This is a genomic window from Bradyrhizobium sp. SMVTL-02 (assembly GCF_051853005.1).
GTDB lineage: Bacteria > Pseudomonadota > Alphaproteobacteria > Rhizobiales > Xanthobacteraceae > Bradyrhizobium.
Map to the genome: position 1 here is coordinate 5408041 of NZ_CP182469.1, position 13998 is coordinate 5422038.

Here is a 13998-nt window from a genome sequence, read left to right on the forward strand (position 1 = left end):
CGCGGACGCGGTCAGCGCCTGCACCTCATCTGCCCTCGGATTGCTCTCGCTCCCCTCGGCTCAATCGCGGAACTTGATGGAACTTAAATGCTCCAGTACACTCCTCGAGCAAGTGAAACATTGCTCTCGGTGCAATAATGTCCAAGTTCGAGTACGTGAAGCTTGCCGATGCCATTGCCGCGGATATCTCTAACGGCACGTTAAGGCCCGGCGACCGGCTGCCGCCGCAGCGCAATTTTGCCTATGATCGCGGCATCGCAGTCTCGACCGCGAGCCGTGTTTATACCGAATTGCTCCGCCGCGGCCTCGTGGTCGGCGAGGTCGGCCGCGGCACCTTCATCTCCGGCGACGTCAGGCGCGAAGTCGAGACGATCCGCGAGCCGGCAGATGCGCGGATCAATTTCGAGGTCAATTATCCGTTATTGCCGCAGCAATGGGCGATGATCGCCAAGAGCCTTGCGGGCCTCGAGCGCGTCGACGCGCTCGAATCCGCGCTACGGGCCTCGACCAGCACCGGTACCAAGAGCGCGCGCAACGCGGCCGCGGCCTATCTCGCGCGCAAGGACTTCACGCCGCAGGCCGAGCAGATCGTCTTCACCGCCAACGGCAAGCAATCGCTCGCGGCCGCGCTCGCCGCGCTTGTCCCCACCGGCGGACGCTGCGGCGTCGAGGCGCTGACCTATCCCTACATCAAGAGCATCGCCGCGCGGCTCGGCATCACGCTGGTGCCGATCCCGATGGACGAATTCGGCGCGCGGCCCGACGCGATCCAGAAGGCGCATCGCGAGGCGCATCTGTCGGCACTCTATCTGCAGCCCATCATCCAGAACCCGCTCGGCGTCACCATGAACGCGACGCGGCGTGCCGACATCATGCGCGTCGCCGAGAAGCTCGATCTCACCATCATCGAGGACGCCGTCTACGGCTTCCTTGCCGACGACACGCCGCTGGCCGCGCTCGAGCCGGACCGCTGCATCGTGATCGACAGCCTTTCCAAGAAGGTCGCGCCGGGGCTCGCGCTCGGCATCCTCGTCACACCACCTCACTTGCGCGAGAGCGTGATGAGTGCGGTCCGCACCGGCGGCTGGATCGCCTCGGGCCACGCGCTCGCGTCCGGCCAGCGGCTGATGGCCGACGGCACCGTCGCCGAGCTGACGCGGCTGAAACGCATCGATGCCTCGCGCCGTCAGCAGACCGCGGCAAGATTGCTCGCCGGCTACCAGGTCGCAGCCGACACACGCGCATATCATTTGTGGCTGACGCTGCCGCCGCACTGGCGCTCGCAGACCTTCGTCGCCGCAGCAGCAAGGCGCGGCATCGCTCTGACGCCCTCGTCGACCTTCGCGATCGCGCATGGCCATGCACCGAACGCGGTGCGGCTCGCGCTAGCCCCGCCCACCCCGGAGCAACTCGATTCCGGCCTGCGCACGATCGTGTCGCTGCTCGGCACCAAGGAAGAGGATTTCGACTCGACGGAGTAGCCGACCGCCAGAACTAAGGCAGCAAGGCTTTCGGCACGCGATCGAAACTGTAGCTCTGCGGCTGGTTGCGCCGCACGAAGCCGCCGACCTGCCAGGCGAACAGCGCCGCGAAGCCGAGGATGAACAGCACGCCGGCGAATTCCCCGATCATGAGCGCGCGGATCAGAAGGCCCGCCATCGCCACGGCGAGCATCGCCAGGAACGCCAGCACCGCCGCATAGCTCTTGCGACCGAGACCTGCGGTCAATTCGGCGCGGCTGCCCGCTTTCGCCATCCGCGCATGCAGCTCGATGAGAAAATCGCGAAAGCCATTGTCCTGCGGCGCCATCAGGGCCGCGGTCTGCCAGCTCGTCGACAGGATGGCGATGCGGCCGCCGCCGCTGTGGCTGACATCGGCGCGAAAGCGGTGCTGCTGCATCGACACCGGGCGGAACGACAGCCGGATCGCCACGATCTCGTCATAGCGCCACAGGCCCGAACGGCCGCCGATGTGCCAGGACAGCCCCTCCTCGGTCAACTCGAAGCGATGCGCCGAGCCGATCAGCGACGCCTTGTAGGCGTAGCTCGTGGCCGCCCCGGCTTCGGAAACCTGCATCTCGAAATCAATCCCGTCCGCGATCCGCTTGCGCGATCGCCCCCGCCCATCCTACAAGCGAGGCATGGCAGAGACGACTTTTTTTCCGCGTCACCTGATTCTCGGCGCCGCAATGATCTCCGGCGTGCTGCTCGCGCTCGCGGTGCATATGCTGGGCGCCCGCTACGGGCTCGACCTCGGCGGCCTCTGGCGCTCCGACACGCATGAGTTCATGCCGGCCGGCGCGGCGATGGCCTGGTGGCTGATCGCAACTGTCGGCTTCTCAGGCGGGTATTTCACCGCTAGCCTGATGCAGAGCGCCGTCTCGGGCCAGATCCCGCAGCGCATGCGGCAATTCCTGATCGCGGTCGGCGTGCTCCTGCTTGCCGGTGCCGGCCAGGTCGCCTCGGCGCCGAGCCCGATCCCGACCGTCTCCGGCGTGCTGGCCGGGCTTGCCGCATTGTGCCTCGGCGCCGTGATGGCGTTTTGCGGCGCGCACTTCGCGTTGCGCCGGGGCTAACCCCTTTACGCCGAGGCGCGCAGCCGCGGGACGCCGCAAGACGCGAGCCGGCACGCCGCGCGCCGGCTCCGTCGTCCAGAGATTTATATTCGATGGTGCCCACGCGCATGCTGATCGGGCGATCCAGTACTCGGCGACGGAAATTGTGCAAACGAAATATGAGTACTGGATGCCTTCGCGGGGCATGACAGCGGATCAAGGGTGAAACAGCGCACCGCGCGGACCACCGCGCGGCGCTCGTCAGCTAAACGTCGTTAACTCGCCGCGCGCAAATTCACCTTGCTCTCGGCAAGCGTCGTCAGCTTCTTGTCGGTCGCCTTCTCCTCCTCCAGCGTCTTGGCGAGCAGGCTGGCGCAGTCGGTGCGGCCGAGTTGCTTGGCCCAGGCGATCAGGCTGCCGTACCGTGCGATTTCGTAATGTTCGGCGGCCTGCGCCGCGTTGATCAGCGCGGCGTCGAGCACCGCTTTGTCCGCGACTTCGCCGGCGGTCTCATCGGCCTCCTCGATGATGCCGTCGATCGCCGGGCAGTCGACTGCCTTCACGGCGACGCCATGCATCCTGAACACTTCCTCGAGCCGCGTGACATGTTGCTTGGTTTCTTCGAGGTGCGTCAAAAAGCCCTGTTTCAGCTGCGGATCGGTGGCCTTGCTGGCCATTTTCGGCAGCGCCTTGGTGAGCTGCTGCTCGGCGTAGTAGATGTCCTGGAGCTGGTGCACGAACAGATCGTTCATGGTCTTGATGTCCTTTGTGAACAGTCCCATCGTTCCAATCCTCTCGGGTTTCGGGAACACGGCGACACCGGCTTGCACGAAAGCCGCTTATTCCGCCGTGTTCGATTGCTGATCGGGACCTAACGAGCGCCCGGCATCGACGTTCCGTAAAAAACGTGCATCGCTTGAGCTGGAACAATGCAGGCGGCGGCACGATAAGAGATCGTGGCGGCATGCGAACGTACGTTCCGGGCCGATCTGCCGACTCACATGCTTAACGCGCGCCCGATGTGAACCGCATATGACAAAAGTAGCTGCTCTGGCGCAGAACCTGTCCTTGTCAAGGGCTGCACAAGTCACCGTTTTTGCCTTAAATGAGCTGGATCATATCCAGCGATCGACACTGCCTTCGGCAACGATCGCGCCCGACTGGCCAATGCCCGGCCGGGTCGGTCTTGCCCCCCGCCGGGAGGATGAATGCACGGACTGCTGCCCGCGCTGAAACGCGGCTTCAAGAGATGGATTGGCTGGCGGCGCCTCGGAATTGCCGCGAGCGTCTTCATCATCGCCTTCGCGATCACAACGCTGGTGCGGACCCTCAAGGGCATCGATACCGGTGTGATTCTGACCGCGTTAACCGAGATTCCCCGCGGCAGCATCGGGCTGGCGGCGATCTGCGTCTTCTTCGCGTTCTGTACGCTGACCTTCTACGACTTTTTTGCACTGCGAACGATCGGCAAGAAGCACGTTCCTTATCGCATCGCAGCGCTCTCCAGCTTCACGTCCTATTCAATCGGCCACAACATCGGCGCCACGGTGTTCACCGGTGGTGCGATCCGCTTCCGGATCTATTCGGACTATGGGCTGAACGCGATCGACGTCGCGAAAATCTGCTTCCTGTCGGGCCTGACCTTCTGGCTAGGTAACATCTTCGTGCTCTCGATCGGCATGGCCATCCATCCGGATGCCGCGTCCTCGATGGACCAGCTCCCGTCGTCGCTCAACCGGCTGGTCGCGCTCGGTGGCCTCGCTTCGATCGGCGCCTATCTGGTCTGGCTCTGCATGGGCGAGAAGCGGCGCGAGCTCGGCCAGAAGGGCTGGAAGGTGGTACTGCCCTCGGCGCCGCTGACGCTGGTGCAGATCGTGATCGGCGTGGTCGATCTCGGCTTCTGCGCCACGGCGATGTATCTGCTGATGCCGGCCAATCCGCCGATCGACTTCCTCTCGCTCGCCGTGGTGTTCATCCTGGCGACGCTGCTCGGCTTCGCCAGCCACGCGCCCGGCTCGATCGGCGTGTTCGACGCCGCCATGCTGGTGGCGCTGCCTGAATTCGGCCGCGAGCAGCTCCTGGCGACGCTGCTGGTGTTCCGCCTGCTTTATTTCGTGATCCCGTTCGGGCTCGCCATCTCCATCATGGGCACGCGCGAGCTCTGGATGAACGTGGTCGAGCCCTGGCAGGAGCGGCGGCGGCTGGCGGAGGCCTGCGCCCAGGCCAATCTGCCCAAGCAGGTGACGCCGATGGAGCGCGAACGGCTGCTGCGGCAGGCCAATAAACGGTAAGCTGCGATCTGGACCCAGAGGGGTTGCCCGCGGAGAGGCAATCCTCTCTTATTTCCGCCTCAACTTTGCCGTTGAAAACGCGGGCCATGATCCCTGTAGCCCTTCGCACACTTTCCGCCAGCGTCCTGCTGCTTGCCGGAATTCTGACCGCCTTGCCGCTTCCGCGCGCGGCGGCGCAAAATGCCGGCGCCATGCAGATTTCCTGGGAGGTGCGCAACCGCTTCCGCCTGTTCCGCGAGGAGCGCGACTTCCTGCTCCATGTCGAGAATGCGCGTAACCGCAGCATTCTCGCCGCCGAGCAATCGCTGGAGCTGCAGAGCGAGGGGCGCGGCTGGGCCCGCAACATGGTCAACCGGCTCTGCATCGATCTGCAGGGCCGGGTCAACCAGCCCTGCACCCGCGACAACGTCAAAGAGAACTACATCACGCCGGTCGACCATCCGGTGACGGTACGTCTCGTCGGCGCGGTGCCGGTCGGGGCCACCTGTGCCTGGTCGTTCGACGACGGCGACGGCCCGCAGGCCTCGACCTTCGACTGTGCCGAGCCGGTCAATCTGCGTGTCCGCTACGGCAAGCAGACGGTTGCGACCGTCGATGTCTCCGCCGGTGCCGACCCGACCCAGCGCGTCCAGACCGAGATCCAGGTCCGCGACGTCTTCGTCGCCGGCTTAGGAGACAGCATCGCCTCCGGCGAAGGCAATCCGGACCGCCCGCTGGCCCTGTCGGACGAAGGTTTTTGCTTCCGCTCCTATCTCGGCACCGCCGGTGCGCAGTACTACCGGCCGAGTCGCGCCGGCTACAAGGGCGGCCGCGCCTGCGAGGCGCCGGACACACTCGCCAACTGGCAGCACTACAGCGCGTTGTGGTTCAATGCGCCCTGCCATCGCTCGCTCTACAGCTACCAGGCCCGCACCGCACTGGCGCTCGCTGTGCGCTACACCCACATCGCCGTGACCTATCTGCCGCTCGCCTGCACCGGCGCCAGCATCGGCGACGGGCTCCTGGGCTCGCAGCGCGCCCGAGAATGCCCGCCCGGCAAGACCGGCGTGTGCAGCACCAGCGTGAACGCGCAGGTCGCCGAGCTGCGCGAAGCGCTCACCGCGGCCAAGAAGCGGCAGCCGGACCGCACGCTCGATCTCGTGCTGCTGTCGGTCGGCGCCAACGACGTGTATTTCTCCGGCCTCGTCGCCGACGTCATCGTCGACACCGCCACCGAGCGCGCGCTGTTCCGCCGCTCCGGCGTGATGGCCAGCGTCGAGGATTCCCGCGACGCGCTGACGCGCGAGCTGCCGCAGAATTTCGTCAAGCTGCGCGAGGCGCTGAAGCCGCTGGTCGGCGGCGACCTCTCGCATGTGGTCTATGTCTCCTACGCCAATCCCGCGCTCGCCGATGGCGGCGTGCCCTGCCGCGGCGGTCGCGCCGGCTTCGACATCCATCCGTCCTTCAACGCCGATCCGCAGCGCCTTGCCCGTGTCTCGACCTTCGTCGACACCGAGTTCTTGCCGCAGCTGAAGGGGCTGGCCACCTGCACGCGCGGTGCGCTGTGCCGCGATCCCGAGGCCGACCGCATGACCTTCGTCGACACGCATCAGGCCGCGTTCGCCGACCACGGCTTCTGCGCCCATTCCGGCAACGACCCCGAATTCGACCGCAGCTGTTTTGCCGAGAACGGCCAGAGCTTCAACCCTGACATCGTGAGCGCGGCGAGCCAGCCGATGCTGTGCGGCCGCGGCGCCTCGGAATACCGCGCCTACCTGCCGCGCGCGCGCTGGATCCGCGACGCCAATGACAGCTATTTCGCCGCGATGACCTATCCGCAAGGGCTGCCGGCGGCGAGCCAGCCGACCGACATCCACGACGCCACCTGGGGCGTGCTCTCCGCCGTCTATGGCGGCGCCGTGCATCCAAGCGCCGAAGGCCACGCCGCCATGGCGGACGCGGCACTGCCAGCTGCAAGCGCGGTGCTCGGCCTAGATGCCGTGCCGCCAAACGTGACGCGCGGATTTCTGCCGCAACTGCTGCCTAGCGCGCAGCAGTAGGCTACGCGGCGACATCCTAGCCCGCCCCGCCGTCATTGCGAGCGCAGCGAAGCAATCAGAGTCCCTCCGCGAAAAGATTCTGGATTCGCTGCGCTTGCAATGACGCGCTTGGGGCTGGCCTCTCGTCCACCCTCACGATCGTTCCGCTCACCTGCCGTTCCATCAATCCAAAAACGGCATCGATCGATACTGCCTTGAAGTTGGACACCTTGCCGCACGCGCCTCTAGGACTCGCCTTCAGGAAACATTTCGAGTTCTAAGGAGGGGCGTGATGAGCGCACTGGTGTCCGGCAACCTCTCCTCGACCACCACCACGATCGTGATCGGCTACATCCTGGCTGCGACCGGCTCGTTCAACGGCGCGCTGGTGTTCGTCGGCCTCAACGCGCTGGTGACCGCCTTCGCCTATCTCGTCATCGTCGGAAAGATCGAGCGGGTGACGCTCAAACGTTCCTCCTGAGGGCTCCCATGGGAGCTTGACCAGGCAACTCAACGGCGGCTTCACGGCCGCCGTCTTTGTTTTGAGGATGATCGATGCTAGAAGTGCCGGGGAAACGCCTTATCCATCTAAGGCATGTATCGATGTTCGACCTCAACCAGCTCCGCTGTTTCGTCACGGTGGCGGAGGAATTGCATTTCGGCCGCGCCGCCGCGCGGCTGAACATGACCCAGCCGCCGCTGTCCCGGCAGATCCAGGTGCTCGAGCACATCATCGACGCCCCGTTGCTGGAGCGCACCAGCCGCTCGGTGCGCCTGACGCCGGCGGGACGCAGCTTCCTGCCGGAGGCGAGGCGCATCCTGAAGCTTGCCGAAAGCGCCTCGCAGGTCGCCCGCCGCATCGCGCTCGGCAAGACCGGCTCGCTGAAGATCGGCTTCACCGCGGCAGCCGCCTACGGCTTCCTGCCCGAGCTAATCGCCGCCTGCCGCGCCAGGCTGCCCGAGGTGGACTTCTCGCTGAAGGAGATGGTGTCCGGCGACCAGTTCGAGGCGCTGACCTCCGGCCAGATCGACGCCGGCCTGCTTCGGCCGCCGATCGCGCGGCCCGAACTGACCAGCCGCCGCGTCGTGGCCGAGCCGCTGCTCGCCGCGATCCCGAAGAAGCATCCGCTGGCCAATGCCGACAGCATCACCATCAAGGACTTCGACGACCAGCCCTTCGTGATGTATTCGCCGTATGAGAGCCGCTACTTCCACGATCTGCTGGTGGCGCAATTCACCCGCGCCGACGTGCTGCCGCGCTATGTCCAGCATCTCAGCCAGATCCACTCGATCCTCGCCATGGTCCGCGCCGGGCTCGGCCTTGCCATCGTGCCGGCGGCGGCGGCGGGCCTCAAGATCTCCGATGTCCGGCTGCGGCCGCTCAAGCTGCGCAACCGCGTGCCGGTCGAGCTGTTCATGGTCTGGCGCCGCGAGGACGAGAATCCGCTGCTCTCCGCGCTGGTCAAAATCGCCGGTGAATTGTCCTCCGCGGAGGTGGGGGAAGATTGATGCTCATTGCGCATCGGTCGATATAGGCTTTGGGTTGGACGCGCATCGAACGGTTGCCTAAACCACGGCGCATGGACGCGCAGCCTTCTTGCGTCCTCCACAACACGCGATAAGGGAGCCGCGCCCATGAGCAAGATGACCCCGCAGGAAATGGCCCGGAAGATCGGATCGGGCCTCCTGTCCTTCCCCGTCACGCCGTTCAAGGCGGACTACTCCTTCGACGAGGCGACTTACCGCGCCAACATGGACTGGCTGTGCGGCCATGACGTCGCAGGTCTATTCGCCGCCGGCGGCACCGGCGAGTTCTTCTCGCTGACCCCGACCGAGGTTCCGCAAGTCGTGAAAGTCGCCGTCGACGAGACCAAGGGCCGCGTGCCCGTGCTCGCCGGCACCGGCTACGGCACCGCGATCGCCCGCGAGATCGCGATTGCCGCTGAAAAGGCCGGGGCCGACGGCCTCCTGCTGCTGCCGCCCTATCTCACGCATTCCGAGCAGGAGGGCCTTGCCGCCCATGTCGAGGCGGTCTGCGCCGCCGTGAAGATCGGCGTCGTCGTCTACAACCGCGACAACGCCATCCTCCAGCCCGACACGCTCGCGCGCCTTGCCGAGCGCTGCCCGAACCTCGTCGGCTACAAGGACGGCATCGGCGACATCGAGCTGATGACCCGCGTCTACACCAAGCTCGGCGACCGCTTCACCTATGTCGGCGGCCTGCCGACCGCGGAAACCTTCGCGCTGCCCTATCTCGACATGGGCGTGACGACCTATTCCTCGGCCGTGTTCAACTTCGTGCCGGCATTCGCCACCAACTTCTATGCCGCCGTGCGCAAGCGCGACCATGCGGCGATCCACGCCGGGCTGAAGGATTTCATCCTGCCGCTGATCGCGATCCGCAACCGCAAGAAGGGCTATGCGGTCTCGATCATCAAGGCGGGCATGAAGGTGATCGGCCGCGATTCCGGCCCTGTCCGTCCGCCGCTCACCGACCTCACCGAGCAGGAAATCGCCGAGCTGACGGCGCTGGTGAAGAAGCTGCCGGCCGCACGATCGTCACAACAGGCTGCAGAATAGCCGAACACGACAGGGAGGATTGTGCGATGGCCCGGACCGAGATTTCTGGCGCACCGGTCGTCACAGCGATGCAGGTGATCCCGGTCGCGGGCCGCGACAGCATGCTCCTCAACCTCAGCGGCGCGCATGCGCCGTTCTTCACCCGCAACGTCGTCATCCTCACCGACAATGCCGGCCACACCGGCGTCGGCGAGGTGCCGGGCGGGCAGAAGATCTGGCAGACGCTGCAGGACGCGCGCGATCTCGTCATCGGCAAGACCGTGGGCGCGATGAACAACATTCTCGCCGACGTCCGCACCGCCTTCGCCGACCGCGATGCCGGGGGCCGCGGCAAGCAGACGTTTGATCTTCGCGTCATGATCCACGCGGTCACGGCGATCGAATCCGCGCTGCTCGATCTGCTCGGCCAGCATCTGGGCCTGCCGGTCGCCGCCCTGCTCGGCGAAGGCCAGCAGCGCAAGAGCGTCGAGACGCTCGGCTATCTCTTCTTCGTCGGCGATATCAGCAAGAGCAAGCTCGACTACATCAAGGGCGAGACCGGCACGGCGGAATGGTTCAACCTCCGCCACGAGGAAGCCATGACGCCCGAGACCGTGGTGCGGCTCGCGGAAGCCACCCACGACCATTACGGCTTCGCTGACTTCAAGCTCAAGGGCGGCGTGCTCCGGGGCGAGCAGGAGATCGAGGCCGTCACCGCGATCGCCAAGCGCTTCCCCAATGCACGCGTCACGCTGGACCCGAACGGCGCCTGGTCGCTCGATGAAGCGATCAGCCTCTGCAAGGGCATGCACGGCATCCTCGCCTATGCCGAGGATCCCTGCGGCGCCGAGGCCGGCTTCTCCGGCCGCGAGATCATGGCCGAGTTCCGGCGTGCCACGGGGCTGCCGACCGCGACCAACATGATCGCCACCGACTGGCGGCAGCTCTCCCATGCGCTGCGCCTGGGCGCGGTGGACATTCCCCTCGCCGATCCCCATTTCTGGACCATGCAAGGCTCGGTGCGCGTGGCCCAGACCTGCCGTGACAACGGCCTGACCTGGGGCTCGCACTCCAACAACCATTTCGACATCTCGCTCGCCATGTTCACCCATGTCGGCGCAGCCGCCCCCGGCAAGGTCACCGCGATCGACACCCACTGGATCTGGCAGGACGGCCAGGCGCTGACCAGAGAGCCGCTCCAGATCAGGGGCGGCAAGATCGCCGTGCCTGACAGGCCGGGCCTCGGCATCGAGATCGACCGCGCCGCCATCGAGGCCGCGCATGAGCTCTACAAGAAGCATGGACTCGGCGCCCGGGATGACGCTATGGCCATGCAGGACCTGATCCCCGGCTGGACCTTCGACGACAAGCGTCCCTGCCTCGTGCGTTAAAAACGTTCCCCTGGAGGAAAAAGATGACAGCGATCCTGAAAAACTTCATTGGCGGTGAATGGGTCGACGGTTCCGGCGTCACCAAGAACATCAACCCCTCCAACACCAACGATCTCGTCGGCGAATACGCCAAGGCCGACAAGGCGCAGACCGAGAAGGCGATCGCCGCCGCCAAGGCCGCCTTCCCCGCCTGGGCACAGTCGACCCCGCAGGTGCGCTACGACGCGCTGAACAAGGTCTCGACGGAAATCCTCGCCCGCAAGGAAGAGCTCGGCCGCCTGCTCGCCCGCGAGGAAGGCAAGACGCTGCCGGAAGGCATCGGCGAGGTCGCCCGCGCCGGCCAGATCTTCGCGTTCTTCGCCGGCGAAGCGCTGCGCCTGCTCGGCGAGAAGGGCGCCTCGGTGCGTCCCGGCCTCGACGTCGAGCTGACCCGTGAGCCGGTCGGCGTCGTCGGCATGATCACGCCCTGGAATTTCCCGATCGCGATCCCCGCCTGGAAGATCGCGCCTGCGCTCTGCTACGGCAACACCGTGGTGTTCAAGCCCGCTGAGCTCGTGCCGGGCTCGGGACATGCGCTCGCCGAAATCATCACCCGCTCCGGCATTCCCGCCGGCGTGTTCAACCTCGTCGTCGGCTCCGGCTCCGTCGTCGGCCAGACCTTGCTCGACCATCCTGATGTCGCGGCGATCTCCTTCACCGGCTCGGTGCAGACCGGCCGCAAGATCGCGCAGGCCTGCGTGCTGTCGAACCCGATGAAGAAGTTCCAGCTCGAGATGGGCGGCAAGAATCCGCTGGTCGTGCTCGACGACGCCGACCTCAAGACCGCCGTCGAGGTCGCCGTCAACGGCGCCTATTTCTCGACCGGCCAGCGCTGCACCGCCTCCTCGCGCCTGATTGTCACCGAAGGCATCCATGATCGCTTCGTCGCGGCGATGGCCGAGCGGCTGAAAGGCCTGTCAGTCGACGACGCGCTCAAGGCCGGCGTGCATATCGGCCCCGTGGTCGACCAGAGCCAGCTCGACCAGGACCTGCGCTACATCAAGATCGGCCAGGACGAGGGCGCCAAGCTTGCCTTCGGCGGCGAGCTGCTCAAGCGCGAGAACCCCGGTCACTATTTGCAGCCCGCGCTGTTCACCGACGCCAACAACAACATGCGCATCGCGCGTGAGGAGATCTTTGGCCCGGTCGCCGCGGTCATCCGCGCCAAGAACTACGAGGAAGCCCTCGCCATCTCCAACGACACGGAGTTCGGCCTCGCCTCCGGCATCTGCACCACCAGCCTGAAATACGCCTCGCACTACAAGCGCAACAGCGAGTCCGGCATGGTGATGGTCAATTTGCCGACCGCCGGCGTCGACTATCACGTGCCGTTCGGCGGCCGGAAGGGCTCGAGCTACGGCGCCCGCGAGCAGGGCTCCTATGCACGCGAGTTCTACACCACCGTGAAGACGGCCTATACGTATCCGGGCTGACGAGCGATGTTCGTGCCGCGGCGCAGGTGCCCACCTCTCCCCTCCGGGAGAGGTGAACGAAAACACGGCTTCTTCCGTTCTTGAGGCAAGCGCAGATGGACCAGGACGTCGCAGCGAAAGAGCAGCCCCGCTACATCAAGCTCAACGAGCGCGACAATGTCGCGATCGTGGTCAATGATTTCGGGCTTCCCGCCGGCTCCCGCTTTGCCTGCGGCCTGACGCTGCGCGCCTTCGTGCCGCAGGGACACAAGACCGCGCTGGTCGACATCGCGCAAGACGCACCGATCATCCGCTACGGCGAGATCATCGGCTACGCGCTCTCGCCGATCCTGGCCGGCGAATGGGTCGATGAAGCCCGCATCCGCATGCCGGAGGCCCCTGCCCTCGACAAGCTGGAAATCTCGACCGCCGTCCCCGCACCGCTGCCGCCGCTCGAAGGTTTCACCTTCGAGGGCTATCGCAATCCGGACGGTTCGGTCGGCACCAAGAACATCCTCGGCATCTCCTCCTCCGTGCAATGCGTCAAGGGCACGATGGAATATGCGGTCAAGCGCATCCGCGCCGAGCTGCTGCCGAAATATCCGAATGTCGACGACGTAGTGCCGCTGACGCATGCCTATGGCTGCGGCGTCGCCATCACCGCACCCGACGCCGTCGTGCCGATCCGCACGCTGCAAAACCTCGCGCTGAACCCGAACTTCGGCGGCGAGATTCTCGTCGTTGGCCTCGGCTGCGAAAAGCTCGCGCCCGAGCGGCTCGTGCCCGAAGGCGTGAATGACGCCATCGTCCGCATGCAGGACGAGGCCTTCGACGGCTTTGGCGCGATCGTCGATGCGATCATGACTCAGGCCGAGGCGCGCCTGAAAATTCTCAACACCCGCAAGCGCGAGACCTGCCCCGCCTCCGATCTCGTCATCGGCCTGCAATGCGGCGGCAGCGACGCCTTCTCCGGCGTCACCGCCAACCCCGCCGTCGGCTTTGCCGCGGACCTCCTGGTCCGCGCCGGCGCCACCGTGATGTTCTCGGAAGTGACCGAAGTGCGCGACGCGATCCAGCTCCTCACCCGGCGCGCCATCAACGAGGACGTCGGCCGCGCGCTGGTGCGCGAGATGGCTTGGTACGATTCCTATCTCGCGCGCGGCGGCGCCGACCGCAGCGCCAACACTACGCCCGGCAACAAGAAGGGCGGCCTCGCCAACATCGTCGAGAAGTCGCTCGGCTCGATCGTCAAGTCCGGCTCGAGCGCCATCACCGGCGTGCTCTCGCCCGGCGAGAAGGCGACGCGGAAGGGCATGCTTTTCGCGGCGACGCCGGCAAGCGACTTCATCTGCGGCACGCTCCAGCTCGCCTCCGGCATGACCTTGCAGGTGTTTACCACCGGCCGCGGCACGCCTTACGGCCTCGCGGCCGCGCCCGTGATCAAGGTCGCGACCCGCAGCGAGCTCGCGCGGCGCTGGAAGGACCTGATCGACTTCGATTCAGGCAGCATCGCCACCGGCGAGAAGACCATCGAGGAATGCGGCTGGGACCTGTTCCGCCTGATCCTCGACGTCGCCTCCGGCCGCACCAAGCCCTGGTCGGACCGCTGGGGCATCCACAACGACCTGACGCTGTTCAATCCGGCGCCGGTGACCTAGATAAGACCTAGATAAAGCGTTTTCGAGCGAAGTGGATACCGGTTCGCGAAGAAACGCGTCACGGCGCAGCCGACGG

General features: G+C 65.8%; 11 protein-coding genes and 1 pseudogene. 10 read left to right on the plus strand and 2 right to left on the minus strand.

Annotation, left to right across the window (positions count from 1 at the left end):
- Nucleotides 1-137: 137 nt before the first annotated feature.
- Complete coding sequence (locus tag ACNJYB_RS25865; protein WP_439369287.1) at nt 138-1481, plus strand: PLP-dependent aminotransferase family protein; 1344 nt, start codon at nt 138-140, stop codon at nt 1479-1481.
- 13 nt (nt 1482-1494) lie between these two features.
- Here the strand turns inward: ACNJYB_RS25865 and ACNJYB_RS25870 are convergent, their stop codons facing one another.
- Complete coding sequence (locus ACNJYB_RS25870) at nt 1495-2076, minus strand: hypothetical protein (protein ID WP_439369288.1); 582 nt, start codon at nt 2074-2076, stop codon at nt 1495-1497.
- 64 nt (nt 2077-2140) lie between these two features.
- Here ACNJYB_RS25870 and ACNJYB_RS25875 point away from each other — a divergent pair, with 64 nt between their 5' ends.
- Nucleotides 2141-2575 (plus strand): hypothetical protein, encoded by a 435-nt coding sequence (locus ACNJYB_RS25875; protein WP_439369289.1) that lies wholly within the window; start codon nt 2141-2143, stop codon nt 2573-2575.
- Between the two features lie 254 nt (nt 2576-2829).
- On the opposite strand, the gene ACNJYB_RS25880 is transcribed toward ACNJYB_RS25875, so the two are convergent.
- Entirely contained in the window at nt 2830-3336 is a 507-nt protein-coding gene (locus ACNJYB_RS25880; protein ID WP_439369291.1) for a YciE/YciF ferroxidase family protein, read from the minus strand.
- Between the two features lie 426 nt (nt 3337-3762).
- On the opposite strand from ACNJYB_RS25880, the gene ACNJYB_RS25885 reads away from it, so the two are divergent.
- From ACNJYB_RS25885 to garD, 8 genes and pseudogenes are all read left to right on the plus strand, one after another.
- Nucleotides 3763-4845 carry a lysylphosphatidylglycerol synthase transmembrane domain-containing protein gene (locus ACNJYB_RS25885; protein ID WP_439369292.1) on the plus strand — a complete coding sequence of 361 codons (1083 nt, stop codon included), beginning with the start codon at nt 3763-3765 and terminating at the stop codon, nt 4843-4845.
- A gap of 86 nt (nt 4846-4931) precedes the next feature.
- On the plus strand, nt 4932-6884 hold the full coding sequence (locus ACNJYB_RS25890; RefSeq protein WP_439369294.1) for a hypothetical protein: 1953 nt from the start codon (nt 4932-4934) through the stop codon (nt 6882-6884).
- Between the two features lie 289 nt (nt 6885-7173).
- Nucleotides 7174-7344: pseudogene (locus ACNJYB_RS25895) on the plus strand (MFS transporter); the annotation flags it as partial.
- A 122-nt stretch (nt 7345-7466) separates the two neighbouring features.
- The gene (locus ACNJYB_RS25900; protein WP_439369295.1) at nt 7467-8372 is read left to right on the plus strand and encodes a LysR substrate-binding domain-containing protein; all 906 of its coding nucleotides are present in this window, start codon (nt 7467-7469) and stop codon (nt 8370-8372) included.
- Between the two features lie 126 nt (nt 8373-8498).
- Entirely contained in the window at nt 8499-9443 is a 945-nt protein-coding gene (gene kdgD, locus ACNJYB_RS25905) for a 5-dehydro-4-deoxyglucarate dehydratase (protein WP_439369297.1), read from the plus strand.
- Nucleotides 9444-9469: 26 nt separating this feature from the next.
- A complete protein-coding gene (gudD, locus tag ACNJYB_RS25910) occupies nt 9470-10813 on the plus strand; it encodes a glucarate dehydratase (RefSeq protein ID WP_439369299.1) in 1344 nt (447 codons plus the stop codon).
- Between the two features lie 23 nt (nt 10814-10836).
- Entirely contained in the window at nt 10837-12285 is a 1449-nt protein-coding gene (locus ACNJYB_RS25915) for an aldehyde dehydrogenase family protein (RefSeq protein ID WP_439369300.1), read from the plus strand.
- Between the two features lie 95 nt (nt 12286-12380).
- Nucleotides 12381-13922 (plus strand): galactarate dehydratase, encoded by a 1542-nt coding sequence (garD, locus tag ACNJYB_RS25920; protein ID WP_439369301.1) that lies wholly within the window; start codon nt 12381-12383, stop codon nt 13920-13922.
- Nucleotides 13923-13998: the final 76 nt, after the last annotated feature.